25 protein-coding genes are annotated in these 23,320 nt (G+C 69.3%); 11 read left to right on the top strand and 14 right to left on the bottom strand.

The genetic code is table 11. The annotated features are described in order from the left end of the window. Positions 1-12: 12 nt before the first annotated feature. From qcrB to ctaE, 4 genes are all read right to left on the bottom strand, one after another. The gene (gene qcrB / locus SACCYDRAFT_RS06120) at positions 13-1,677 is read right to left on the bottom strand and encodes a cytochrome bc1 complex cytochrome b subunit (RefSeq protein WP_005454553.1); all 1,665 of its coding nucleotides are present in this window, start codon (positions 1,675-1,677) and stop codon (positions 13-15) included. Then, positions 1,674-2,822 (bottom strand): cytochrome bc1 complex Rieske iron-sulfur subunit, encoded by a 1,149-nt coding sequence (gene qcrA, locus SACCYDRAFT_RS06115; protein ID WP_005454551.1) that lies wholly within the window; start codon positions 2,820-2,822, stop codon positions 1,674-1,676. Before qcrA ends, qcrB begins: the two co-directional genes overlap by 4 nt. A gap of 103 nt (positions 2,823-2,925) precedes the next feature. Beyond that, complete coding sequence (gene qcrC, locus SACCYDRAFT_RS06110; RefSeq protein WP_005454550.1) at positions 2,926-3,753, bottom strand: cytochrome bc1 complex diheme cytochrome c subunit; 828 nt, start codon at positions 3,751-3,753, stop codon at positions 2,926-2,928. Between the two features lie 45 nt (positions 3,754-3,798). After that, a complete protein-coding gene (ctaE, locus tag SACCYDRAFT_RS06105) occupies positions 3,799-4,428 on the bottom strand; it encodes an aa3-type cytochrome oxidase subunit III (protein ID WP_005454548.1) in 630 nt (209 codons plus the stop codon). A 159-nt stretch (positions 4,429-4,587) separates the two neighbouring features. Between ctaE and SACCYDRAFT_RS06100 the strand changes: the two genes are divergently transcribed. From SACCYDRAFT_RS06100 to SACCYDRAFT_RS06090, 3 genes are all read left to right on the top strand, one after another. Next, on the top strand, positions 4,588-4,998 hold the full coding sequence (locus SACCYDRAFT_RS06100; protein ID WP_005454546.1) for a hypothetical protein: 411 nt from the start codon (positions 4,588-4,590) through the stop codon (positions 4,996-4,998). Positions 4,999-5,155: 157 nt separating this feature from the next. Further along, positions 5,156-6,181: an anthranilate phosphoribosyltransferase gene (trpD, locus tag SACCYDRAFT_RS06095; RefSeq protein ID WP_005454544.1), complete on the top strand. Its 1,026-nt coding sequence runs from the start codon at positions 5,156-5,158 to the stop codon at positions 6,179-6,181. Positions 6,182-6,237: 56 nt separating this feature from the next. After that, on the top strand, positions 6,238-6,984 hold the full coding sequence (locus SACCYDRAFT_RS06090) for a MerR family transcriptional regulator (protein ID WP_052309073.1): 747 nt from the start codon (positions 6,238-6,240) through the stop codon (positions 6,982-6,984). A 12-nt stretch (positions 6,985-6,996) separates the two neighbouring features. Here SACCYDRAFT_RS06090 and SACCYDRAFT_RS06085 read toward each other — a convergent pair whose 3' ends face one another. Both SACCYDRAFT_RS06085 and ctaC read right to left on the bottom strand, forming a co-directional pair. Continuing rightward, entirely contained in the window at positions 6,997-7,416 is a 420-nt protein-coding gene (locus SACCYDRAFT_RS06085) for a cytochrome c oxidase subunit 4 (RefSeq protein WP_005454543.1), read from the bottom strand. A 50-nt stretch (positions 7,417-7,466) separates the two neighbouring features. Next, positions 7,467-8,414, bottom strand: coding sequence for an aa3-type cytochrome oxidase subunit II (gene ctaC, locus SACCYDRAFT_RS06080; RefSeq protein ID WP_005454542.1), 948 nt, complete (start codon positions 8,412-8,414; stop codon positions 7,467-7,469). A gap of 137 nt (positions 8,415-8,551) precedes the next feature. Between ctaC and asnB the strand changes: the two genes are divergently transcribed. Continuing rightward, complete coding sequence (gene asnB, locus SACCYDRAFT_RS06075; RefSeq protein ID WP_005454541.1) at positions 8,552-10,480, top strand: asparagine synthase (glutamine-hydrolyzing); 1,929 nt, start codon at positions 8,552-8,554, stop codon at positions 10,478-10,480. A gap of 21 nt (positions 10,481-10,501) precedes the next feature. Here the strand turns inward: asnB and SACCYDRAFT_RS06070 are convergent, their stop codons facing one another. The 3 genes from SACCYDRAFT_RS06070 to SACCYDRAFT_RS06060 form a co-directional block, all read right to left on the bottom strand. Beyond that, on the bottom strand, positions 10,502-11,917 hold the full coding sequence (locus SACCYDRAFT_RS06070) for an FAD-binding oxidoreductase (RefSeq protein WP_005454540.1): 1,416 nt from the start codon (positions 11,915-11,917) through the stop codon (positions 10,502-10,504). A 50-nt stretch (positions 11,918-11,967) separates the two neighbouring features. Then, positions 11,968-12,969, bottom strand: coding sequence for a carbohydrate kinase family protein (locus tag SACCYDRAFT_RS06065; protein WP_005454538.1), 1,002 nt, complete (start codon positions 12,967-12,969; stop codon positions 11,968-11,970). A gap of 107 nt (positions 12,970-13,076) precedes the next feature. After that, the gene (locus tag SACCYDRAFT_RS06060) at positions 13,077-13,454 is read right to left on the bottom strand and encodes a HesB/IscA family protein (protein ID WP_005454536.1); all 378 of its coding nucleotides are present in this window, start codon (positions 13,452-13,454) and stop codon (positions 13,077-13,079) included. A gap of 137 nt (positions 13,455-13,591) precedes the next feature. On the opposite strand from SACCYDRAFT_RS06060, the gene SACCYDRAFT_RS06055 reads away from it, so the two are divergent. Then, positions 13,592-14,266 carry a DUF3043 domain-containing protein gene (locus SACCYDRAFT_RS06055; RefSeq protein ID WP_005454533.1) on the top strand — a complete coding sequence of 225 codons (675 nt, stop codon included), beginning with the start codon at positions 13,592-13,594 and terminating at the stop codon, positions 14,264-14,266. A 72-nt stretch (positions 14,267-14,338) separates the two neighbouring features. Here the strand turns inward: SACCYDRAFT_RS06055 and SACCYDRAFT_RS06050 are convergent, their stop codons facing one another. After that, positions 14,339-14,815 carry a hypothetical protein gene (locus SACCYDRAFT_RS06050; protein WP_005454531.1) on the bottom strand — a complete coding sequence of 159 codons (477 nt, stop codon included), beginning with the start codon at positions 14,813-14,815 and terminating at the stop codon, positions 14,339-14,341. A gap of 93 nt (positions 14,816-14,908) precedes the next feature. Next, the gene (locus SACCYDRAFT_RS06045) at positions 14,909-15,331 is read right to left on the bottom strand and encodes a hypothetical protein (RefSeq protein ID WP_232283782.1); all 423 of its coding nucleotides are present in this window, start codon (positions 15,329-15,331) and stop codon (positions 14,909-14,911) included. A gap of 264 nt (positions 15,332-15,595) precedes the next feature. Between SACCYDRAFT_RS06045 and SACCYDRAFT_RS06040 the strand changes: the two genes are divergently transcribed. Together SACCYDRAFT_RS06040 and SACCYDRAFT_RS06035 are read left to right on the top strand one after the other, a co-directional pair. Continuing rightward, positions 15,596-16,255 carry a TetR/AcrR family transcriptional regulator gene (locus tag SACCYDRAFT_RS06040; RefSeq protein WP_232283781.1) on the top strand — a complete coding sequence of 220 codons (660 nt, stop codon included), beginning with the start codon at positions 15,596-15,598 and terminating at the stop codon, positions 16,253-16,255. A 32-nt stretch (positions 16,256-16,287) separates the two neighbouring features. Then, positions 16,288-17,283, top strand: a complete 996-nt coding sequence (locus SACCYDRAFT_RS06035; RefSeq protein ID WP_005454524.1) for an aldo/keto reductase family protein — start codon at positions 16,288-16,290, stop codon at positions 17,281-17,283. 49 nt (positions 17,284-17,332) lie between these two features. On the opposite strand, the gene SACCYDRAFT_RS06030 is transcribed toward SACCYDRAFT_RS06035, so the two are convergent. Further along, positions 17,333-18,058 carry an IspD/TarI family cytidylyltransferase gene (locus tag SACCYDRAFT_RS06030; RefSeq protein ID WP_005454522.1) on the bottom strand — a complete coding sequence of 242 codons (726 nt, stop codon included), beginning with the start codon at positions 18,056-18,058 and terminating at the stop codon, positions 17,333-17,335. Between the two features lie 126 nt (positions 18,059-18,184). Here SACCYDRAFT_RS06030 and SACCYDRAFT_RS06025 point away from each other — a divergent pair, with 126 nt between their 5' ends. Both SACCYDRAFT_RS06025 and SACCYDRAFT_RS26255 read left to right on the top strand, forming a co-directional pair. Beyond that, the gene (locus SACCYDRAFT_RS06025) at positions 18,185-19,147 is read left to right on the top strand and encodes a nicotinate-nucleotide--dimethylbenzimidazole phosphoribosyltransferase (protein WP_005454521.1); all 963 of its coding nucleotides are present in this window, start codon (positions 18,185-18,187) and stop codon (positions 19,145-19,147) included. A 32-nt stretch (positions 19,148-19,179) separates the two neighbouring features. Beyond that, positions 19,180-19,323, top strand: a complete 144-nt coding sequence (locus SACCYDRAFT_RS26255; protein WP_005454520.1) for a hypothetical protein — start codon at positions 19,180-19,182, stop codon at positions 19,321-19,323. Positions 19,324-19,332: 9 nt separating this feature from the next. On the opposite strand, the gene SACCYDRAFT_RS06020 is transcribed toward SACCYDRAFT_RS26255, so the two are convergent. Continuing rightward, positions 19,333-20,436: a branched-chain amino acid aminotransferase gene (locus SACCYDRAFT_RS06020; protein ID WP_043537101.1), complete on the bottom strand. Its 1,104-nt coding sequence runs from the start codon at positions 20,434-20,436 to the stop codon at positions 19,333-19,335. A 63-nt stretch (positions 20,437-20,499) separates the two neighbouring features. On the opposite strand from SACCYDRAFT_RS06020, the gene SACCYDRAFT_RS06015 reads away from it, so the two are divergent. Further along, positions 20,500-20,802, top strand: a complete 303-nt coding sequence (locus SACCYDRAFT_RS06015; RefSeq protein ID WP_005454518.1) for a hypothetical protein — start codon at positions 20,500-20,502, stop codon at positions 20,800-20,802. Positions 20,803-20,809: 7 nt separating this feature from the next. On the opposite strand, the gene SACCYDRAFT_RS06010 is transcribed toward SACCYDRAFT_RS06015, so the two are convergent. Continuing rightward, complete coding sequence (locus SACCYDRAFT_RS06010) at positions 20,810-21,688, bottom strand: hypothetical protein (protein WP_005454517.1); 879 nt, start codon at positions 21,686-21,688, stop codon at positions 20,810-20,812. Between the two features lie 124 nt (positions 21,689-21,812). Here SACCYDRAFT_RS06010 and SACCYDRAFT_RS06005 point away from each other — a divergent pair, with 124 nt between their 5' ends. Continuing rightward, entirely contained in the window at positions 21,813-23,309 is a 1,497-nt protein-coding gene (locus SACCYDRAFT_RS06005) for a leucyl aminopeptidase (RefSeq protein WP_005454516.1), read from the top strand. Positions 23,310-23,320 lie beyond the last annotated feature (11 nt).

The raw sequence follows: 23,320 nt of genomic DNA, 5'->3' as shown, positions 1-23,320 counted from the left end.
CTCGGTCGGCCGCTACCGCGTGCTGGGCGAACCCGTCTGCTCCGGCTGCGGAGCCTCCAGCGCGCCACCCTCGGAGTGGTCGCCCTGTTCCGCCCTGGCACGCTCCAGCGCCGCGGTCTCCTCCGGCGGGTCCGGCGACCACATCGAGCCTGCCACCGGCCGGCCCGCGCTGCCGAGCTCGTTCATCTTCTTCGGCACCGTCGAGCCCTGGTACTCCAGCGGCACCGGGTGTCCGTGCTCGTCCACCGGCCCCAGCGGCTGGTGCACCTCGATGAACTCACCGTGCGGCAGGCGCTTGATGATGCCGGTCTCCACACCGTGCTCCAGCACCTCACGGTCGGACCGCTGCAGACCCAGGCAGATCCGGTAGGTGATGAAGTACGCCAGCGGCGGGAGGACGAGCAACCCGATACGGCCCGCCCACGTCATCGCGTTCAACGAGATGTCGTACTTGAACGCGATGATGTCGTTGAACCCGGACAGCTCCAGCACCATGAAGAACGTCAACGCCATGACACCGAGGCTGGTCCTCACCGGTGCGTCACGGGGACGCTGCAGCAGGTTGTGATGCGCCGTGTCCTTCGACAGCTTCCGTTCGATGAACGGGTAGGCGATCAGCATCGTGAACAGGATGCCCATGCCGATCGCACCGGCGAAGAACACCGGGGGCACCGTGTAGTTGCCGAGGTAGAGCTCCCACGGCGGGTAGATCCGCAGGATGCCGTCCGCCCAGGCCAGGTACCAGTCGGGCTGCGACCCCGCGGACACCTGCGACGCGTTGTACGGCCCCAGGTTCCACACCGCGTTGATCTGGAAGAGACCCGACATCAGCGCGATGAAGCCGGTCACCACGGCGAACCACGCGCCACCCTTGAGGGCGAACACCGGCATGATCCGCACGCCGACGACGTTGGTCTCCTTGCGCCGCACACCCGGGAACTGCGTGTGCTTCTGGTACCACACCAGCGCGAGGTGCGCGGCGACCAGTGCCAGCATGATGCCCGGAATGATCAGGATGTGCAGGGCGTACATCCTCGGCACGATCACCGTGCCGGGGAATTCGCCACCGAACAGCGCCCAGTGCAGCCAGGTCCCGATCACGGGAACCGACAACACGATGCCCGACAGCGTCGCCCGGATACCGGTACCGGAGAGCAGGTCGTCCGGCAGCGAGTAACCGAAGAAGCCCTCGAACATGCCCAGGATCAGCAGCAGGGCGCCGATGACCCAGTTGGCCTCACGCGGCCTGCGGAACGCTCCGGTGAAGAACACCCGGAACATGTGCACGAACATGGACGCGACGAAGATCAACGCCGCCCAGTGGTGCACCTGGCGGACGAACAGACCGCCGCGGACCTCGAACGAGATCTCGAGCGTCGACTCGAACGCCCGCGACATCTCGATACCCTGGAGGTTCTTGTACGGGCCGTCGTAGACGACCTCGGCCATCGAGGGATCGAAGAACAGCGTGAGGTAGATCCCCGACAGGATCAGGATGATGAAGCTGTAGAGGGCCAGCTCACCGAGCAGGAACGACCAGTGGGTCGGGAACACCTTGTTCAGCTGGTGCCGAAGCCCCTTGGCCATGAAGTACCGCTGGTCGGCGTTGTTCGCGGCCTGGGCGGCATGCTTGGCCAGGAAGCCGGAGCCCTTCGTCGGAGTGGTGAGTGAGCTCATGACTTGCGCTCCCAGTAACCCGGTCCGATCGGCTCGATGAAGTCGTGCCGAGCGATGAAGTACCCGTCCTCGTGCACCGTGATGGGCAGCTGCGGCAGCGCGCGAGTCGCCGGGCCGAAGACGGGCTTGGCGTACTGCAGCATGTCGAACTGCGACTGGTGGCACGGGCACAGCAGGCGGTTGGTCTGCTGCTCGTACAGCGACGCCGGGCAACCCACGTGCGTGCAGATCTTCGAGTACGCGTAGTAGGTGCCGTAGTTGAAGTCCTCCTGGCCCTTGCGCTTGACGACCCGCTCGGCGTCCTCGGTACGCAGCCGGATGAGCATCACGGGGTTGTCGGAGCGCTTGAGCGCGACGGACAACGCGTGGGAGTCGCCCCGCTCGGACTCACGGAACGGGAACACCGTCTCCATGCCACCCGCATCGAGGTCCTCCGGCCGCACCAGCGAGATCTCGTGCGGATTGCCGGTGTTGCGGCGCAGGTAGACGATCTCACCCGGGTACTGCGGCATCCACCCGGTATGGGCCAGCGAGTCCGGGCTGTTCGGGTTCTCCCACGGGTCCTTGATGAAGCCCGCGACCGGCAAGGCGACGGTGCCGAGACCCAGCACGCCCGCGCCGAGACCGGCCGTCCGCTTGATCATCGAACGACGGGCGATCGTGCTGCGCTCACCCGCGTCGGCCAGCTGGGCCACCAGCGTCTGCCGGTCGATCTCGGCCGAGCCCTTGCCCATGTTGTCGTTGCGCTGCTGCACGGCGAGCTCGTCGGGGACGAACCGCTTCGTGTAGAGCAGGACACCGATCGACAGCGCGAGCACCGACACGCCCAGCGTGATGCCCAACGCCGGGGTGTAGAGGCTGTACCAGAAGTGTCCGTCCTCGTCCGACGGCGGCACGTACTCCGACGGCCACCAGATCAGGGCGGCGATGAAGGCGAGTCCCGCCAGGGTGGCGAGGACGAACCACAACGCCACCGTGCGCTGGGCCCGCTTCTCGGCCCTGGTGCCCTTGACCGGCCACGGATCGGGGTAGTTGACGATCTCGACCCCGTCCAGCTTCGCGCCGAGACGGACGAGTTCGTCACGGCTCATGCCCGCGAGCTCCTCGTCGCTCGGCCGCTGCTCCGGCCCGTTACCGCTACTCATGCTGTCTGAACCTGCCTCGCTGTACTCCGCGTGCAGGGCGTAAGCCCCTCACCCTTGGCCTTCCCGGCTGAACGCCACCGTGGCTCGACTGGCGTGTCCATACTCACGCCCTCGATCCGATCCACAGGGTCGCGCCGATCAGCGCACCGATGCCGACGACCCAGGCGACCACGCCTTCGGATGCCGGGCCGAGGCCGCCGAGCGGATTGCCGCCGGGCGAGTTGTTGCCGCCCGACACCGACTTCACGTACGCGATGATGTCCTGCTTCTCCTCAGGGGAGAGCTGCCGGTCGGAGAATTTCGGCATGTTCTCCGGTCCGGTCAGCATGGCGGTGTAGATCTCCTCCTCGGAGGCGGGTTCGAGCTCTGGCGCGTACTTGCCCGCCGACAGGGCCCCGCCCGCCCCCGTGAAGTTGTGGCACGACGCGCAGTTGAGGCGGAACAGCTCCGCACCTCGCGCGGGGTCGGACCCACGCAGCTCCGCACCCGACTCCGCCGGGCGCTGCGGGCCACCGCCGTTGGCCTGGATGTAGGCGCCGAGCGCATCGATCTGCTCCGGCGTGAGCCTCGGCGGCTTGCGCGGGGCCTGAGCCTCCTGTCGAACCAGCGGCATACGCCCCGTGGAGGTCTGGAAGTACACCGCGGCCTCGCCGACACCGATCAGGCTCGGTCCTCGGCCCTCGACGCCCTGGAGGTTCTCGCCGTGGCAGGTGATGCAGCTGCTGTTGTAGATCTCCTCACCCTTGCGGATGAGTGCGGGATCCTCCTGCGCCTGCGCCGTCTGTGGCTCGGGTGCGAAGACGGCGTACAGGCCGCCCGCGCTCAGCAGCGCGACCCCGAGGGCCAGCGTGCCCGCCATCCGGCGACGGAATTTCGTGCGACGGCCCGACCGCCTCTCCTCGGCGGTACCGGGCTTCTTCTTGAAGAACATCTTCTGCGGCAACCCTTGCTGTCAGTTCGGCCGAATGCTTCGAGGTCAGGGAACGATGTAGATCACCGCGAACAGGCCGATCCACACGATGTCGACGAAGTGCCAGTAGTACGAGACGACGATCGCCGAGGTCGCCTGCGCCGGCGTGAACTTGCTGAGCTTCGTGCGCATCAGCAGGAAGACGAACGCGACCAGACCACCGATGACGTGCAGCCCGTGGAAGCCGGTGGTCATGAAGAACACCGTGCCGTAGGCGCCGGACGGAATCGTCACGCCCTCGTTGACGAGGGTGATGTACTCACCGACCTGACCCGCGACGAAGACCGTGCCCATGAGCAGGGTGATGAGGTACCAGCGGCGCAGCCCGAACACGTCACCACGCTCAGCCGCGAAGACACCGAACTGGCAGGTGAACGACGACGCCACCAGGATGATCGTGAACGGCAGCGCGTACGCGATGTCCAGGTGGATCGGCTCACCCGTGGCCGGGTTGAGGGGCGGCCAGATGCCGGAGTCGTTCTGCGCCTTGACCGTGAAGAACATGGCGAACAGGCCAGCGAAGAACATGAGCTCGCTGGACAGCCACACGATCGTGCCGACACTCACCATGTTCGGCCGGTTCAGCGAGTGCACTCGCTGGCTGATGGAAGGAGCTGCCGTTGTCACGGCTCGCATTATGTCTCCCCTCGACCGGGCGCCGCAGATCGGGTCCTACGGACGGTCGTGCACAGACCGAAAACGCTACCGAAACCCCTCTGAACCCGCTGGGTAACGAGGGGCTACGCCCGTTAGCATGAGGCTCGTCACCATCGTCGAGGCGCAAAGGACGCGAGGATGACCGAGCCGGCGAGGAAGATCCTGGTTTTCAGCCACAAGGTGGAGGTACGCGACTCGATCATCAACGCGATCGGTCGACGCCCGGCAGCCGACCTGGGGAAAGTCACCTACGTCGAGGCCGCCGGAGTCGCCGACGTGATCGCCGAGATGGACTCGGGTGAGATCGATCTCGCCATTCTCGACGGTGAGGCGCAGCCCACCGGTGGCATTGGTCTCACTCGCCAGCTCAAGCACGAGCTCGCCGACTGCCCGCCTATCGTGGTGGCTGTACGCCGCAGGGACGATCGATGGCTCGCCACCTGGTCGCAGGCCGACGCCGTGTTGGTGCACCCTCTCGACCCGTTGGCCGCGGCCGAGACCGTCGCGGACGTGCTGAGGACCCAGCGCGTGCCTGTGGTGAACGGCTGAGCTCCGAAGAGCCGGAGAGAGCCGCTCCTCGCCCGCGCCGGTCGGTGCGGGTCAGCGACGCCCCCTCGCGTGAACCATGACGATCAGGACTCACCTTCCGTGAGTCTCCCATGACGATCCGCCGAGTCGTGCCCACGTTCGGCGGCCGGAGATGAACATGCCTGAACACACCTGGCCAGCCGTTCTCAACCAGCTCATCGAGCGCGTCGACCTCTCCGAGGACGCCACGGCGTGGGCCATGGACCAGGTGATGTCTGGTGAAGCCACCCCCGCGCAGATCGCGGGCTTCGCGGTGGCGTTGCGCGCGAAGGGCGAGACCCCTGCCGAGATCTCCGGCATGGCGAAGGCGATGCTCGCCCACTCCAAGCGCATCGACCTCGGCACCCGGACGGTCGACATCGTCGGCACCGGCGGCGACCGCAAGGGGTCTGTGAACATCTCCACCATGACGTCGCTGGTGGTGGCCGCGGCAGGCACCCCGGTGGTCAAGCACGGCAACCGCGCCGCCTCGTCGAAGTCGGGCGCGGCCGACGTGCTCGAGGCGCTGGGGGTGACCATCGAGTCGGAGCCCGACGACGTGCGGCGTTGCGTCGAGGAGCTCGGGATCGGGTTCTGCTTCGCGCCCGTCTTCCACCCGGCCTACCGGCACACCGGCCCGCCCCGCCGTGAGCTGGGCGTCTCCACCGCGTTCAACCTGCTGGGCCCGCTCACCAACCCCGCCCAGCCGTCCTCCGGGCTCATCGGTTGCGCCTACCTCGACAAGGCTCCGGTGCTGGCCGAGGTGTACGCCCGGCGCGGTCACAGCGTGCTGCTCGTCCGTGGCGACGACGGCTTCGACGAGATCACCACCACGACCACCAGCACGGCCTGGGTGGTCTCGAACGGCCAGGTTCGCACCACGACCATCGACCCCGAGACGCTCGGCATCCCCCTCTCCACGCCCGACGCCCTGCGCGGTGGTGACGCCGCGGCCAACGCCGAGGTGGTCAAGGAGCTCGTGGGCGGCAAGACGGGTCCGGTGCGGGACGCGGTCCTGCTCAACGCGGCGGGCGCGCTGGCGGCCTTCGCGGGCTTCTCGGACGACCTCACGGCCGACCTGCGCGCGGGCCTGGAGCTGGCCACCCGGGCCATCGACTCCGGCGCCGCCGCAGATCTGCTGACCCGCTGGATCAACCGGGGCTGACACGCTGTCGCGACCGGGCTTGAGTCCGCCCCGAGGGGTGACACCACGGTGAGGACATGGACGACGGCGCGCTCTACTCCATCGGCGAGCTCGCCCGCCTCACCCTGGTGCGCACCCTGCGGGAGCTGGGACTCGGCCTGTCCGTGATCCAGCAGGTTCTCGAGCGGGAGTCGTCGCTGGCCGAGGTCGCCGCGATGGAGGCCGATGCTCTGGCCGAGCAGATCCGCGTCCTTCGGGTGCGGCAGGCCGTGCTGACGGCGTTGACGCGGACCGTCGGCCACGAACCGACGCCGTGGGAGATCGGCCTCGTGCACAGAGTAGCCACGCTGTCCGACGCGCAGCGTCGTCGGCTGATCGACGAGTTCCTGGACACCGCACTCGCCTACCCGGCCCTCGCGGGGATCCGCCGTTCGCTGGTTCCCGACATCCCGCCGATCCGGAGCCGGACCCAGCTGGAGGCCTGGATCGAGCTGGCGGAGCTGGCACAGGCCGACGGGTTCCGCTCCCTCATGCGCAGGCTCACCGACCATCACGCAGCCGAACGCAGGCGGCACGACGGCATGCCGCCGCGACCGGACCTGTCACGGTCGTCCACGACCGGGTCGCTCCCGCGATCGACGCTGGGCTCGACCCGCGACGCGAGCGTTACCTGCACCCACTCTCCACCGTCAACGGCTGGGCACCATCGGAGAGTCCGCGGCCGGTGTTCGGCTGGTGGCTGGCGGCGTCACACACCCGCGAGCAGTAGCCCGCGCACGAAAGTGGGGTCCCGGCGAACCGGGACCCCACTTCGAGGATCGTGACGATCGCTACGGTCAGTGGTGGCTGGGTCCGGTGTGGTACTCGAACACCAGGCCGCCGACGGTGATGAGCACCACCACGATGCTGAGGATGATCAGCCACGGCTGCCAGAACGCCAGCGCCACACCCGTCAGCGCGGCCGCCGCCGCGACACCGACCGGCCAGTAGCTACCCGGGCTGAAGAAACCCAGCTCACCGGCACCGTCGCTGATCTCGGCGTCCTCGTGGTCCTCGGGACGCGGCTCGATGCGCCGGGCGACGAACCGGAAGTAGCTGCCCACCAACAGCGCCAACCCACCCGAGAGCAGCAGCGCCACCGTACCGATCGGCTCGATGCCGTCGTCGGTCATCTGGGCGGTCATCACCCCGTAGACGATCGCGACGACGAAACCGAAGATCGCGACGATGTCGAAAACCCGAGCTTCGACCTTCATGAGCGTGTGTCCTTCTTACTCGATCGCTGGGTCACTTCTCGATGGCCGGCTCAGCCCGACGCCGTGCGCGCGGCGCGGTCGGTCGTGAACGGGCTCGTGGTCGTCGCGACCGGGCTGCACAGCTGCTCGTCGCATCCTTCGCCCTGCATGATGGACAGCGCCTGCGACGCGGTGTTCGGCTGCCCCGTCTGCGGGTTGAGCTGCGTGCGCAGTTCCAGGTATCGATCGAACTTGTCGGGCGACAGCGCGCGGATCTCGAAGTTCATCATCGCGTGGTAGGTGCCGCACAACTCGGCGCAACGGCCGACGAAGGCACCTTCCCTGTCGATGGTGTTCTGGAACGAGTTGTCCTGGTTGTTCTTGTCCGGGTGCGGCATCACGTCACGCTTGAAGTGGAATTCCGGCACCCAGAACGAGTGAATGACGTCGGTGGACACCAGGTTGTACTGGATCCTCCGGTCGGTGGGCAGTACCAGGAGCGGGATCTCGCTGGAGCTTCCGACCGTGGTGACGGGCTGACCGTTCTCGGCGGTGACCTCCGGGTACGTGAACTCCCAGTTCCACTGGAACCCGGTGACATCCACGACGACGTCGGGGTCGTCCTCCTCCGCCAGGACCGACTGCTCGGTGACGGCGGTGAAGAAGAACAGGACGCAGACCATGACGACCGGCAGCACGACGACGAACAGCTCCAGCGGAACGTTGTACTGGAACTGCCTCGGCAGGGGCTCGGTCTTGCCCTTCTTCTTCCGGTGGAACGCGACCGTCCAGAAGATGAGTCCCCACACGATCACGCCGACGACGAGCGCCGCGACGACCGACCAGGTCCAGAAGGTGCGCATCTTGTCGGCTTCCGGCGTGACACCGTCGGGCCAGCCGAACCGCAGAATCTCCTCGCCCGAGCAACCGGTCACCGTCAAAGCGACGAGCGCGGCGAGCGCGGCTAGCTTGCCGGCCTTCCCTCGTCGTGTGCCCCGGGTGCGCTCAGAAACGCCCACTCCGTGATGCCTCCTCGCCCGATCCTTCCAACGCATGGGACTCTAGCCGAGACCCGGGACGGCGGCGTCACCGCCTTCCCCGGCATACTTGCGACTTACGACTTGGGCTTTGACAGACAAAGGGTGTGTGAAACGGCGTGTGCGGCCTGCTTGGACTGGTCTGTGGCAGTGAGGATGACGCGGCGAACGCGCGGGACGCCGTCGGCCGCGCCCTGCGCTGCCAGCGGCATCGCGGCCCCGACGAGACCGACACCTGGGCCGAAGGTGAGATCGTCTACGGCTTCAACCGGCTCGCGATCATCGACCTCGAACACTCCCACCAACCGTTGACCTGGGGACCCGAGGACAACCCGACCCGGTACACCATCAACTTCAACGGTGAGATCTACAACTACCTCGAACTGCGCGAGGAACTGGCGAAGGAGCACGGTGCGAAGTTCGCCACAGAAGGCGACACCGAAGCGATCGTGGCGGCCTACCACCACCTCGGCCCGGCCGCGGTGGGCCGCCTCCGCGGCATGTTCGCGTTCCTGATCTGGGACTCCGAGCGGAAGGTGTTGTTCGGCGCTCGCGACCCCTTCGGCATCAAGCCGCTGTACTACTCGTCCGGTCCGAACGGCGTCGCGTTCGCGAGCGAGAAGAAGAGCCTGCTGGAGCTGTCGGCCACGCTCGGGGTCGCCGACGAGCTGGATCGCACGGCGCTCCAGCACTACCTCACACTTCAGTACGTGCCGGAGCCGGAGTCACTGCACCGTGGCATCCGGAGGGTCGAGTCCGGCACCTCGTTCACGGTCTCTCCGGGCGGGGAACCGAAGATCGAGCGCTACTTCTCCCCCGAGTTCCGGGCGCAACCGGTGTCGGGCCCCTACGGGGTGGCGTCCCTGCACGAGAGCATCGCCGAGGTGCTGCGCGACTCGGTGGCCAAGCACATGCGCGCCGACGTCACGGTGGGCTCGTTCCTGTCGGGCGGCATCGACTCGACCGCCATCGCCGCGCTGGCGAAGGAGCACAACCCGAACCTGATCACGTTCACCACCGGGTTCGAGCGTGAGGGTTACTCCGAAGTGGACGTCGCGGCCGAGTCCGCCGCGGCGATCGGGGTCAAGCACGTGGTGCGCACCGTCTCCGCCGAGGAGATGATGGACACACTGCCCCTGATCGTGTGGTATCTCGACGACCCGGTCGCCGACCCCGCGCTCGTGCCGCTGTGGTTCATCGCACGCGAGGCGCGCAAGCACGTGAAGGTGGTGCTGTCGGGCGAAGGCTCCGACGAGCTGTTCGGGGGCTACACCATCTACCGGGAGCCGCTGTCGCTGGCGCCGTTCGAGAAGGTCCCCGGTGGAGTGCGCAAGCTCATCGGCAGGGCGTCCACGCTGATTCCCGAGGGCACGCGCGGCAAGGACCTGCTCCGCCGTGGCGCGCTGTCGCTGGAGGAGCGTTACTACGGCAACGCCCGGTTGTTCCGCGACGACCAGTTGAAGCCCATCCTGCGGACGTTCCGCGAAGGCGTCGGCCACCGCGACGTCACCGCCCCCTGGTACGAACTGTCCCGGGGATGGGATCCGGTGGCGCGCATGCAGCACGTCGACCTGTTCACCTGGTTGCGCGGCGACATCCTCGTGAAGGCCGACAAGGTGACGATGGCCAACTCGCTGGAACTGCGGGTCCCGTTCCTGGACTCCGAGGTGTTCCGCGTGGCGTCGACGATCCCGCTCGACCAGAAGATCACCAAGGAGACCACCAAGTTCGCGCTGCGGCGGGCCCTGGACGGCATCGTGCCCGCACATGTGCTCAACCGGCGCAAGCTCGGCTTCCCCGTCCCGATCCGGCACTGGCTGCGCGCCGACATGTACGACTGGGCGCGCGGCATCATCAACGACTCGAAGACCGACGACCTGCTCGACAAGCGCGCCATCCTGGCGATGTTGCAGGAACACCGCGAGGGCACGCTGGACCACAGCAGGCGGTTGTGGGCACTGCTGGTGTTCATGCTGTGGCACGGCATCTTCGTCGAGCACCGCATCAAGCCCGAGGTGCCGGAGCCGCACTACCCGGTCAAGCTGTGACACCGCGCGCCGTGGCGGGCGTCAGTCGGCGTCCGCCATGGCGTGCCCCCGGTGCCGAGGCCGGATGTCGTGCCACCGGTGGAACACGTCGTCCGGGTCGTACTCGCCCTTGAGCTCGGCGAGGCGCCGGTAGTTCCGCACGCCATACCCCGCGACGACCCGGTCATGACCTTCGTCACCGATGAAGTTGAGATACGTGTCACCGGTTCCCCACGGTCGGACGTCGGCACACAGGCCACGCGACCACGCTTTCACGCGTTCGTCATCGGCGGGGTCGAGGTACACGCCGAACGGGTGCACCGCCCACGCCGCGCCCCGATCGAACCCGGGCCAGTCGCGGCCGCGGGAGATCGCGCCGCCCCAGGGGAACAGCAACTGCTGGGAGGCCGACGGCACGGGCATCTCCGTGGCCCTGTCACAGAAGTGGTCGAGTGCCTCGTCGGGCAGCTCCCGGAGGTTCTCGTCGGACCAGTAGTTCCGCTGGCCTGGCGGATCGTCGAGCATTCGCTGGAACTCCGCGTACGGGACCTCGGTGACGAGCATGCCCCGCGGTTCGGCGGCGAGCAGCGGCGTGACGAACTCCCGCAGCTCCTCGACAGGTCCGGTGTACGTCACCAGGGCCGCGCAGCACAGCGTGTCCACCAGCTCCGGCGGCACGGGGTCGTCCGGCGTGGCGGTGTGGTAGATCAGCCCTCCACCCACCGCGTCGGGAGCGTCACCGTTCAGATCCCGGTAGACACGAGCAACGGCACGGCCCTCCTCGGCCGGCCACACCAGCAGCGCGATGCAGAACTCCGGCACCGAATGCAGGGCGAAGGTCAACGACGTCGCCACTCCGAAGTTCCCGCCGCCGCCGTGCAGGCCCCAGAACAGCTCGGGCAGGTGTTCGTCGTCCACGCTCACGTGCCTGCCGTCCGCGGTGAGGAGCTCCACCGACAGGAGGTTGTCGCACGCCAGCCCGTACCGGCGTTCCAACCAGCCGGAGCCGCCGCCGAGGGTGAGGCCCGCGACGCCCGTGGTGGACACGCGCCCTCCCGTGGTGGCGAGGTGGTACGGCTGTGTCGCGCCGTCGAGGTCGGCCCACGTCGCGCCTCCACCTACGGTGACGGTGCGCCGACCGGCGTCCACGGTGACGTGGTTCATCGGGCGCAGGTCCACCACCAGGCCGCCGTCGACCAGGCTGGCCCCGGACACACTGTGCCCGCCGCCGCGTACCGCCACCTCGAGATCGTGGTCGGCCGCGAACTCCAGCGCCGTCGTGACGTCGCCGGGAGTCGCGCACCGAGCGATCACCGCCGGGCGCGCGGTGACCATGGCGTTGAACACGGCCCTGACGTTCTCGTACCCGGCGTCGTCCGGCGTCAGGACGGCCCCGGTGAGGGCGGTGCGCAGGGGCCGCAGGTCCCCGCTGTCGAAAGGCCGCAGCGTCGTGGACATCGTGCCTCCTCCCCCCTGACTCTGGGGAAGTCGCAGGCACGGCGTCGGTGTTACGCCTGCACGCCGGTCAGGGCCTGCTCGACGTCGGAGGCGGCCTCGTCGCCGTAGGTCTCGCGCAGTCGCTGCATCGCGTCGGCGAGGTCGAACGTCCACTCCTGGGTGCCGACGGTCTCCAGCACGCCCACGGCCACGAGACAACCGAGTTGCGCCGACCGTTCGAGTGACAGGCCGTGGTGCCTGCCCGCGAGGAACCCGGCGCGGAACGCGTCGCCCACACCCGTGGGATCGACCGTGGCCCGCGCGGGGACGGCGGGAACGTGTACCCGGTCGCCGTGCGAGTCCACGATGTCGACTCCGTCGGCGCCCCTGGTGGTGATGCGCAGGCCGACGCGGTCGAGAACGTCGTCCTCGCTCCAGGCGGTCTTGCGCAGCAGCAGTTCCCACTCGTAGTCGTTGCTGAACAGGTACGCCGCTCCGTCGACGAACCGCCGGGTCTGCTCCCCGTCCATCCTGGCGAGCTGCTGTGAGGGGTCGGCCACGAAGGTGTAGCCGCGCCGACGGCACTCCTCGGCGTGCCGCAGCATGGCCTCGGGGTCGTCCGGGCTGATGAGCACCAAATCCAGCCCGCCGAGCCGGTCGGCGACGGGAGCCAGCTCGATTTCCCGGGCTTCGGCCATCGCACCTGCGTAGAACGTCGCGATCTGACAGAGGTCGTCGTCGGTGGTGCACACGAAGCGGGCGGTGTGCGCGATCTCCGAGACGTGCACACCCGAGGTGTCGACACCGTGCCGCCGCAGCCACGACCCGTAGTCGGCGAAGTCCGCGCCGACCGCGCCGACGAGCACGGGCTTCACACCGAGCATGCCGAGCCCGAACGCGATGTTGGCGCCCACCCCGCCCCGGCGGACCACGAGGTCGTCGGCGAGGAAGCTGAGCGACACCCTGTGCAGCTGTTCAGCGACGAACTGGTCGGCGAACCGACCGGGGAAGTGCATGAGGTGGTCGGTCGCGATACTGCCGCAAACCGCGATGCGGGACGCAGGTGAGTTCACGTCGGTGGATTCTGCCGTACCCGAACACACCGCTCCCAGGGCCTTCCGACGGCGGCCGGAAGCCCTGGGAGCGGCGCGGTCCGTGCCGGGTCAGGCCCGACGGCGACTCAGTGGAAGGAGTCGCCGCAGGCGCAGGAGCCACCCGCGTTCGGGTTGTCGATCGTGAAGCCCTGCTTCTCGATCGTGTCGACGAAGTCGATCTCGGCGCCGTCCACGTAGGGGGCGCTCATGCGGTCGACGGCCACCCGCAAGCCGTTGAACTCACGGAACAGGTCGCCGTCCAGGGTGCGCTCGTCGAAGAAGAGTTGGTAGCGCAAACCGGCGCAGCCACCGGGCTGCACGGCGATGCGCAGGTGCATGTCGTCCCGGCCCTCCTGATCGAGCAGCGCCTTCGCCTTGGCGGCGGCGGCCTCGGTCAGCGTGACGCCGTGTGTGGCCTCACCGGCGTCGGCGGAGGTGTTGCCGGTCTGCTCAGCGGTCGTCATGACTCTCCCTCACGGTTCTTGGTTCAGGCGGGTATCCGCTCCAACACACCGGACACCCGTTCTGTTCCCACCGTCCATGGTGTCACATTCGCCGACCGGATGAACATGCTGAGTGTCGGCTGCAATACCCTGGTGAGGTGAGGTTCCTGCGTCGTTCGACCACCAAAGAGGCCGGCACCACCGATGAGGCCGCCGAGTCCGGCACGGCCGTCCAGGACGCCGACTCCTCGGCCGAGGCCCGTCGCAAGGGCTACACACCGGGCAAGGGGCGCCCCACACCCCGGCGTAGGGAAGCCGAGGGCAGGCGCCGCGGCCCGGTCGCCCCGCCACCTCGCACCACGCGCGAGGCCATTCGCCGCAGCCGCGAACTGCGGAAGCAGAACCCGGTGAACAAGGAGGAACGGCGCGCGGCGGCCCGGGAACGGCGCGAACGCATGCTCGCGGGCGACGAGCGCTATCTGCTCCCCAGGGACCGCGGCCCCGTCAAGGCGTACGTACGGGACCTCGTCGACTCGCGCCGTAACGTGCTCGGGCTGTTCATGCCCATGGCCATCGTGGTGTTCGTCACCCTGCTGATCCCGATCATGGCGGTGCAGCAGTACGCGACGTTGCTCACCACCGTGCTGCTGCTCGGCATGATCGTGGAGGGCTTCTTCAACGGCAGGCGCATCGCCAAGGAGGTGCGCGCGAAGTTCCCGAAGGAGGAGGTGCGCGGCGCCTCCATCGGTTGGTACGCGTTCGTGCGCGCGAGCCAGCTGCGCAGGCTGCGGGTGCCGAAGCCCCGCGTGAAGCCCGGTGACCCTGTCAACTGAGCCTGCCGACTGACCCCGTGGGTCGCGCGCATCCCCCGATACGCACGCGACCCACGGGCACGAAGCCGTCCGTCAGTGGAACACGAACTCGGCGTCGGCGGTCCGGCTACCGGGGCACAGAAAACCTCCGCCCGACTTGGTGAGGGTCACGCCACGGGCGGTGTAGGTGCGTGCGTTCCCGTCCCGCTGGGCCGAGAGCCCGTCGGCCGAGTACTCGCACGACACCCCCATGCTCACCACGGTGACGGTGATCCGGTCGGCCGTGGCCGTACCCGCGGCGTCGTCGAACGTGATGGTCGGGTTGTTGTTCAGGGTGGCCGAGAGCCCGCCCGTGCAGGTCATGTTCGCGTTGACCGAGCGCCGGTCGACGGTGAGGGTCTCGGGCGGGTTCGCGCTGGTGTCCGCGCCGGTCCAGCTGCAGGTGTCGCCGTCGGACGTGATGGAGCCGTCCACCTTCTGGTGATCGGCGGCGGCCACGCCGACGCTCATGCCGGCCAGGGCCAGCGCGGAGACGAGGACACCGATCGGTCGAGTAGAGAGCCGAGCCACTGCTACCTCCCGTGTCAGGGTTACCAGCGGGTTAACTGGCCCCCCTATATAAACACCGGTGTTTCTTGAAGTCAACGGTCCGGGACCGGCTCGTCACTCTGCGAGACGCGTCGAGCATCCGCTCAGGAACAAGCTCAGCGACAACACCTCGCGCCGGAGCGCGGCCGTGGACACCTCCCCGCCGAGCGCCTCCGCCACAACACGGAAGAACAGCCCAACGAGGAACTCGACGTGGATACGTCCGGCCGGCGTGTACTTCGCGGAGGGGTCGAACAGCTCCGCCACGGACCGCTTGAACGCGCTCAGCCGGGCGAGCAGGACAGGCTCGGACGTACGCTCCGTGACCACGAACAGGAAGCGAGCGGCGTCCCGGTTCTCAGCGGCCCAGCTCAGCACCGCGTCCGCCACCGCCCGGTAGCGCTCCCCGCAGTCACCTCCGCGCGAGGCCCAGGCACACTCGCACACCGCCCTGCACTCCCCGGCCGCCTCGTCGAAGGCGGCCAGACCGCAGGTCACCACACTTCTGTAATGTTGCGTGAAGACGGACGCACGCAGCTCCGCCACGCCCGCGACCTCCACTGGGGTGATCTCCGCCCAGGCACGATCTCGAGCCGCGGCGCGCAGAGCGGACCGCAGCCGAGCGCAGACACGGCACTCGAACGTGTTCGTGATCACAACCGGAGAGTAACCGGCAGGAGCCACCGTCGACCAGTGCGACGTTGCGGACCGGAGGTAGTTGTGGGCGGAGGCACGGAACAGTTGCCACGTGGCCGACACGGCTTGACCCGTGAGTACGTCACCGACCACCAGCGCGGCCGCATCCTCAACGCGACGATCGCGTGCGTCGCCGAACACGGCTACCCGGACCTCACCGTGGAAGCGATCGTGGGTGCGGCGCGGGTGTCGCGCAGGACCTTCTATCACTACTTCCGCAACAAGGAAGAGGCCTTCCTCGCCGCCTACGACGACGTGGCACGGCGCTTGGCCACCCGCCTCCGCGGGATCGCCGCCCTGCGGGACGCCACGTTCGCACAACGGGTTGAGGAGACCCTGCGCACCGTGCTCACCTTCTTCGCCGAACACCCGGCCGAGGCGCAGTTGACCGTCGTCGAGGCCCTCGCGGCCGGCCCCGCCGCGCTGCGGCGGCGCCACGACGCCCTGCTCGCCATCGTCGACCTGGTGGACCGCAGCACTCACGCCCTCACCGACGGCGACGATCCCCGCAGGCTGCCTCCCATCACCGCTGAGACCGTGGTGGGAGGCGTGGTCGAGGTGGTCTACTCCAGGGTGGAGCGGGGCGAGACCGCGCGTCTGCCCGAACTGCTGCCCGACCTGGCCTACTGTGTCCTGCTGCCGTACCTCGGTCCGGCCACGGCAGCGGCCGAGCACGACCGCCTGGCCGGTGGGGACACGCCCGACGGCCCCCGGGAAGGTGTTTAGCCATGCGAATGATCGACGACTAAGCTTGCGGTATGGAGTTTCGTCGTCTCGGCCGCAGTGGCCTCTCCGTCAGTGAAATCTCGTACGGCAACTGGCTCACCCACGGCTCCCAGGTGGAGGAGGAGCAGGCCCACGCGTGCATCAAGGCCGCGCTCGACGCGGGTGTGACCACCTTCGACACAGCCGACGTGTACGCCAACACCGTGGCGGAATCCGTGCTCGGGCGAGGCCTGGCAGGCCAGCGCAGGGAAAGCCTGGAGATCTTCACCAAGGTGTTCTGGCCGACCGGACCCGGAGGCCCCAACGACAAGGGCCTGGGGCGCAAGCACATCATGGAGTCGGCCCACGCGTCGCTGAAGCGCCTCGGCACCGACTACGTCGACCTGTACCAGGCCCACCGCTTCGACCACACGGTGCCGCTCGAGGAGACCATGACGGCGTTCGCCGACCTGGTGCGACAGGGCAAGGTGCTCTACATCGGAGTGTCGGAGTGGAGCGCCGAGCAGATCGCGCGGGGCGCCGCGCTGGCACGTGAGCTGAAGATCCCGTTCGTCTCCAACCAGCCGCAGTACAACATGCTGTGGCGGGTCATCGAGGAACAGGTCGTGCCGACCTGCGAGCGCGAGGGTCTTAGCCAGATCGTGTGGTCGCCCATCGCGCAGGGCGTGCTCACGGGCAAGTACAAGCCGGGCCAGCCGCTGCCCGCCGGTTCCCGGGCCACCGACCAGAAGGGTGGCGCGAGGATGGTGGAACGCTACCTGCGTGACGAGGTGCTCACACGCGTACAGAAGCTGCAACCGCTGGCGGAACAGGCCGGGCTCACCATGGCGCAGCTCGCCGTGGCCTGGGTGCTCCAGAACCCCAACGTCGCCTCGGCCATCATCGGCGCGTCGCGGCCCGAGCAGGTGCACGAGAACGTGAAGGCCGCGGGGACCGAGCTCGACGACGACCTCATGCGGGCCATCGACGAAGCACTCGACGACGTCGTGGAACGTGACCCGGGGCTGACCAAGAGCCCGGTCCTCTGACGTCCGGACCACCACCCGAGCGGGTCGTGAGTGGACGGTCGGCGTCGGCTCACGATCCCTCGGAGAGCACCCGATCGGCGATCACCAGATCGTGCGGGTAGGTGACCTTGATGTTGCGTTCCTCCCCCGGCACCCAGCGCACCGGGAGCTCGGAGAACCGCTCCATGCACGAGGCCGTGTCCGTCCCGGCGAACCCCTCGGCCTCGGCCCGCTCGTAGGCCGCCAGCAGCGGTGCCGCCCGGAACCCCTGCGGGGTCTGCGCGCGCACCAACGTCTCGTGCCCCGCCCCGGTGACGGTCTCACCGCTACCGTCGCCGAGCGCCACGATGTCGTCGGCCCGGAGTCCGGGGAGAGCACCCCCGTGTTCCCGCGCCACCCGCAGCACCTCCGCGATGAGCGCTGTGCTCACCAGCGGGCGCGCGCCGTCGTGCAACAGCACGGTGTCGACCGCACCCGACTCGATACGGCTCTTCAGGTGTCGCAACGCGAACAGTTCGGACTCCTGCCTACTCCGTCCACCGTGGACGACCTCCACGGGTGTTCCGGGCAGCTCGTCGCGCAGCACGCACTCGACCAGGTCGCGGTCCACGGGCCTGGTGACCAGCACGACGACGTCGACACCCTCCGCCCGCGCGAAGGCGTCGAGCGACCAGGACACGACGCTGCGACCGGCTAGCGGCAGGTAGACCTTGTTGGTCGCCGCTCCCACGCGTGTGCCCGCACCACTCGCCAGCACGACCCCGGCCGCCCCCGGTGATCTCAGCCCACCCGCCATGGCGCCCGATCTTAGAGACCCGTCCCCCCAAGCCCGTGTCCGCAGCCTGCGAACGCGTGTCCGCACCTACCGCACGCCTGCCGACGTTCGTCGTCCCGGCACCGTCGCGCTGGGTACGGTAGGCACGTGCCTATCGAGTTCGCCGAGGTTCCCCGGCCCGACGACACCCAGCGCAGGACGAGCCGCCCCAGGTTCGGCACCCTCGACACCTTCGGCGACTGGCTCGCCGCTCGCCAGGGCCGCTCCCGGCCCACGCCGCCCCGGCACCCTCGCATCGTCGTCTTCGCCGCCGACCACGGCATCGCGGCCAGGGGTGTGTCCGCCCGCCCTCCCGAGTACACGCGGGAGGCGGTGCGGGAACTGCGCGACGGCGGCACGCCGCTCGGCCTGCTGGCCGACCGGGCCGGCGCCGGAATGCGGATCGTCGACGTCGCCGTGGACAGCGAAGAGCGGGACGAGTTCAAGGTCCGCCGAGGCTCAGGCCCCATCGACAGCGAGGACGCGCTGACACGCGAGCAGGTCGAGGCGGCCGTGGACGCCGGAATCCGGATCGCCGACGCCGAGGTGGACGAGGGAGCGGACCTGCTCGTGCCGGCCGGACTCGGGGTGGGGGCGAGCACACCCGCGGCCACGCTCGTGGCCGCGCTCACCGGCACCGAACCGGTCGCCGTCGTCGGCCGCGGCTCGGGTATCGACGACAACACCTGGATGCGCAAGGCCGCCGCCGTGCGCGACACCCTGCGCCGGGCGCGGCCGGTGGTGACGGAACCACTCGAACTGTTGCGGACCGCCGGAGGCGCGGACCTCGCCGCCCTCGCCGGGTTCCTCGCTCAGGCCGCCGTGCGCCGCACCCCGGTGCTGCTCGACGATCTGTCCGTGTGCGCCGCGGCGCTGCTGGCCGAGGAACTCGCACCGGGCGCCCGGTCCTGGTGGGCGGCCGCGCACCGGACCACCGAACCCGCCCATGCCGTGGCGCTGGAACACCTCGACCTGGAACCGCTCGTGGACCTCGGCATCGCGGAAGGCGCGGGCACCGGCGCCGTGGCACTCCTGCCGCTGCTGGCGAGCGCGGCACGGCTCGCCGAATAGCGGGACACCGGCAAGATCGTTAGGTTCCGAGCATGAGCCAGGAACTCGTGCTCAGCGCCGTCGCCGTCGTCGCCGTGCTGGTCCTGCTCGCGGTCCGGGTTCTCCTGCGCCGGAGTGGCGGGGCAGGACCCCGGGAGCTGGGGCGGCGCCTGCGCGAACGCAGACGCCGCCGCTGATGCCTTCGCTCAGCCCAGCGTGTACATCCAGCCGTGCGGATCGGGGCGCGTGCCCTCCTGGATGCCGGTCAGTTCCTCACGCAGCTTCATGGTGATCTCGCCGGGCGAGCCGTCTCCGACGGAGAACTCTCCGCCCGCGTGCTTGACGTGTCCGACCGGCGTGATCACGGCGGCCGTACCGCACGCGAACACCTCGGTGAGCTCCCCGGAGCTCGCGGTCTTCTCCCACTCGTCGGTGGTGATCCTGCGTTCCTCCACCCGGTAGCCGAAGTCCGAGGCGAGCCGCAGCAGCGAGTCACGCGTGACACCGGGCAGCAGCGACCCGCTCAGTTCGGGCGTCACCACGCGGGCATCCGAACCGGAGCCGAACACGAAGAACAGGTTCATGCCGCCCATCTCCTCGACGTAGCGGCGCTCGTTCGCGTCGAGCCACACCACCTGGTCACAGCCCTGCTCCACCGCCTGCGCCTGCGCCACGAAGGACGCCGCGTAGTTACCGGCGCACTTGGCCTCGCCCGTGCCGCCGGGAGCGGCCCGCACGTACTCGGTGGACAGCCACACACTCACCGGCTTCACGCCGCCCGTGAAGTACGACCCCGCGGGCGAGGCGATGAGCATGTACAGGTAGCTGGACGACGGGCTGTTGACACCGAGCCCGGCCTCCGTCGCGATGAGGAAGGGCCGAAGGTAGAGGGAGTCCCCCTGCCGCGTCGGCACCCACCGTTCGTCCGCGGCGATCAGCTCCCGGATCGAGCCCAGGAAGAGTTCGTCGGGCAGCTCCGGCATGGCCAGCCTGCGCGCCGAACGGCGGAACCGGGCGGCGTTGACGTCCGGGCGGAACGCCTTCACCGTGCCGTCCGGCTGCCGGTAGGCCTTGAGCCCTTCGAAGATCGCCTGGCCGTAGTGCAGCACCGCCGTGGCGGGGTCGAGCGACACCGGCTCGTACGCCCGCAGCTCGGCGTCGTGCCAACCCGTGCCCTTCGTCCACTTCACCGTGGCCATGTGGTCGGTGAAGTGCACCCCGAATCCCGGCTTCGCCAGTACCTCAGCTACCCGCTCCGCCGAGGCCGGACGGGTGCTGGGGCTGTGGCTGAAAGGGATCGTGGTCGTCATGGCCGTCAGCATATCTTCCATCGGCGGCGAGACCAGAGGCGTGCGCGCCTCTACGATGGCGGCGTGACCTCACAGCCGCAGAATCCGTACCGCTCCAACCGCGTGTCCGCGGGGCCCGCCTCGGACACGAAGGCGTTCTTCGCCGCGACGCTGCTCACTTTCGTGAGCGGCATGATCGTTCTGATCGGCTTCATCATGGCCGGAGGATTCGGCATCGTCCTCGGCATCGTGGGCATGATCTTCGGGCTCGTGTGGTGGAAGGAACGCCACGGCAGCATGTTGCCCCGCGACCTGCCCGCCAAGTCGGTGGTGGGCCTCACTTTCGGTTCGCTCCTGCTGTTCGGGCTCGCCGCGATGATGGCCTGACGACCGCTCATCTCCGCCCACGCCGGACGAGCCGGTGGGCCACGTCGGCGAGCGTCACGACACCCGCCAGCTGAACGGCGAGGGCCGGGCCGAGCACGGCCGCCGCGAGGCAGGCCGCCGCGACGGCCCCCGCGCCCGCACCGCTCCATCCCGGCCGCCCCGTGACCCGCTCCCCCGCCTCCCGGAGACGTCCCGCGTGACGCACGGCACCGAGGAGCCCGGCAAGCACCGCGACCACGACGAGCATCGAGGTGAGCGCCGCGGCGTCCGCGGCGACGAGCACGTCCCGCAGCGACGTCGGTGACAGCCCGAAGCGGACCGGCCCGAGCTGGTAGAGGGCCGCGGCGGCCACCGCCATCGAGGTCACCACCGCCGCCGCGAGCCGCCCCGCGCGCAGTTCCGAGAACAGGGGCAGGACCAGCACGACGGCCACGCCGAGACCGAGTGGCGTCGGCGGCTCGGCCTGGGCGAACGTCGGAGTCGCGGGCGCGATCGCCACGCACACGGCCACGAACGCGGCGGCGACCGCGAACGCCGCCACCACGACCCATCGGGACATCCGCTCGGGCAGCCGCGCCCCCAGCGCGTCGGCCACCGAGGCGGCGAGCAGCACGGCGACCACCACAGCCGAGTAGCCGAGGCCCGGCGCGAGCACTGACTTCGCGCCCGGCACGACGTAGGCGGCCGGGACCGTGGCACACAGCACGAGCAGGCACCACTGCCGCGCCGTGGTCGAAGCGGTCTCGACCCGCCCGCGCGGTGTCGCGGCGGGAGCTCCCGCCGCCCAGGTGAGAACACCGGCCAGAGGCAGCGCGGCAAGCGTCCACCACCCGGCCGACGAGGCGGCCACGGCGAGGACGACGAACAGTCCTGCGGCGAGTGCCATCGGGCGACCTACCTCCACACGTGTGCCGGTGTCGCCAATAGCATGGCGGGTGAGATCGACGGGCGGGCGCGTCGCCCCGACCGGGGAGCGCCGTCCGCATGTTCTGACGCTGAAGGAGCCTGACGTGAGCGTGCCGAAGCTGTCCCTGTCCGAGAACTCCGAGGGGGCATTGGCCAAGACCCGCGCCGAGGTTGTCGTGGTGGGCACCGTGCAGGGGTCCGACGGAGTGGAGCTGGCGGCCGGTGCCGAGGCCGTGGACTCCGCGTTCGACGGCACGCTGACCGAAGTCCTCGCCACGCTGGGCGCCACGGGCAAGAGCGAGGAGGTCGTGAAGGTTCCGACGCTGGGCCGCATCCCCGCCGGGATCGTGCTGGCGGTGGGACTCGGCAAGGCCGACGACCTGACCCCGGAGCGCGTCCGGAGGGCCGCCGGCGCTTCGGGTCGCGCCGCGACCGGCCACAAGCGGGTGCTGACCACCCTCTCCGAGCTGGACCTGCAGGCGGCCGTGGAGGGTACCGTGCTCGGCTCCTACGCTTTCACGGCGTACAAGTCGGAGCCGGGTGACGCCCCGCCCGCGAACGTCGAGGTCGCCGCACCTTCCGAGGGCACCACGCGTTCGCACAAGGCGACGCTGAAGGCGGCCACGGCCATCGCCGAGGCGGTCACCGTCGCCCGCGACCTGGTCAACACGCCGCCGAACGACCTGTTCCCCGCGTCCTTCGCCGACCGCGCCAAGGAGCTGGCGAACACGGGTGGCCTGGAGTTCGAGGTCCTCGACGAGAAGGCCCTGAAGCGCAAGGGCTTCGGCGGCATCCTCGGTGTCGGCGGCGGCTCGTCGCGCCCGCCGCGGCTGCTGCGCGTGGCCTACCGCGGAGCGAAGGCGAAGAAGAAGGTCGCGCTCGTGGGCAAGGGCATCACGTTCGACACCGGCGGCATCTCGCTGAAGCCGGCGGCGGGCATGGACAAGATGACCTCCGACATGGCGGGCGCCGCCGCGGTGCTCGCGTCGGTGGTGCTGGCGGCGAAGCTCAAGTACCCGCTCGAGGTCGTGGCGCACATCCCGCTGGCGGAGAACATGCCGTCGGGCACCGCGTACCGCCCCGGCGACGTGCTCACCATGTACGGCGGGAAGACGGTGGAGGTACTCAACACCGACGCCGAGGGTCGCCTGGTCCTGGCCGACGCCATCACGCGGGCGTGCGAGGAGGAGCCCGACTACCTCATCGAGACGTCCACGTTGACGGGCGCCCAGGTCGTGGCGCTCGGCGAACGCACGGCCGGCGTCATGGGCTCGGACGACTTCCGCGACCGGGTCGCCGAGATCTCGCAGGCCACGGGCGAGAACGGCTGGCCGATGCCGCTGCCGGAGGAACTGCGAGCGGGTCTCGACTCCAAGATCGCGGACCTCGCGAACGTCACGGGCCAGCGGTGGGGCGGCATGCTCGCCGCGGGCATCTTCCTGCGGGAGTTCGTCGCCGGTGACCTGCCGTGGGCGCACATCGACATCGCGGGCCCGGCCTACCACGACGGTTCCCCGTGGGGCTACACCGCCAAGGGCGGTACGGGCGTGCCGGTGCGCACCATCGCCGCGGTGCTCGCCGACATCGCCGATAACGGCTGATCCGACAGGCT

The organism is Saccharomonospora cyanea NA-134 (assembly GCF_000244975.1).
GTDB lineage: Bacteria > Actinomycetota > Actinomycetes > Mycobacteriales > Pseudonocardiaceae > Saccharomonospora > Saccharomonospora cyanea.
The sequence above is the reverse complement of the archived record's forward strand: the minus strand, read 5'-3'. Positions and strand labels throughout refer to the sequence as shown.

Coding starts and splice junctions, on each gene's coding strand:
- qcrB (WP_005454553.1), bottom strand. CDS start 1,677: ATGAGCTCACTCACCACTCCGACGAAGGGCTCCGGCTTCCTGGCCAAG.
- qcrA (WP_005454551.1), bottom strand. CDS start 2,822: ATGAGTAGCGGTAACGGGCCGGAGCAGCGGCCGAGCGACGAGGAGCTC.
- qcrC (WP_005454550.1), bottom strand. CDS start 3,753: ATGTTCTTCAAGAAGAAGCCCGGTACCGCCGAGGAGAGGCGGTCGGGC.
- ctaE (WP_005454548.1), bottom strand. CDS start 4,428: ATGCGAGCCGTGACAACGGCAGCTCCTTCCATCAGCCAGCGAGTGCAC.
- SACCYDRAFT_RS06100 (WP_005454546.1), top strand. CDS start 4,588: ATGACCGAGCCGGCGAGGAAGATCCTGGTTTTCAGCCACAAGGTGGAG.
- trpD (WP_005454544.1), top strand. CDS start 5,156: ATGCCTGAACACACCTGGCCAGCCGTTCTCAACCAGCTCATCGAGCGC.
- SACCYDRAFT_RS06090 (WP_052309073.1), top strand. CDS start 6,238: ATGGACGACGGCGCGCTCTACTCCATCGGCGAGCTCGCCCGCCTCACC.
- SACCYDRAFT_RS06085 (WP_005454543.1), bottom strand. CDS start 7,416: ATGAAGGTCGAAGCTCGGGTTTTCGACATCGTCGCGATCTTCGGTTTC.
- SACCYDRAFT_RS06070 (WP_005454540.1), bottom strand. CDS start 11,917: ATGTCCACGACGCTGCGGCCTTTCGACAGCGGGGACCTGCGGCCCCTG.
- SACCYDRAFT_RS06060 (WP_005454536.1), bottom strand. CDS start 13,454: ATGACGACCGCTGAGCAGACCGGCAACACCTCCGCCGACGCCGGTGAG.
- SACCYDRAFT_RS06035 (WP_005454524.1), top strand. CDS start 16,288: ATGGAGTTTCGTCGTCTCGGCCGCAGTGGCCTCTCCGTCAGTGAAATC.
- SACCYDRAFT_RS06030 (WP_005454522.1), bottom strand. CDS start 18,058: ATGGCGGGTGGGCTGAGATCACCGGGGGCGGCCGGGGTCGTGCTGGCG.
- SACCYDRAFT_RS26255 (WP_005454520.1), top strand. CDS start 19,180: ATGAGCCAGGAACTCGTGCTCAGCGCCGTCGCCGTCGTCGCCGTGCTG.
- SACCYDRAFT_RS06020 (WP_043537101.1), bottom strand. CDS start 20,436: ATGACGACCACGATCCCTTTCAGCCACAGCCCCAGCACCCGTCCGGCC.
- SACCYDRAFT_RS06010 (WP_005454517.1), bottom strand. CDS start 21,688: ATGGCACTCGCCGCAGGACTGTTCGTCGTCCTCGCCGTGGCCGCCTCG.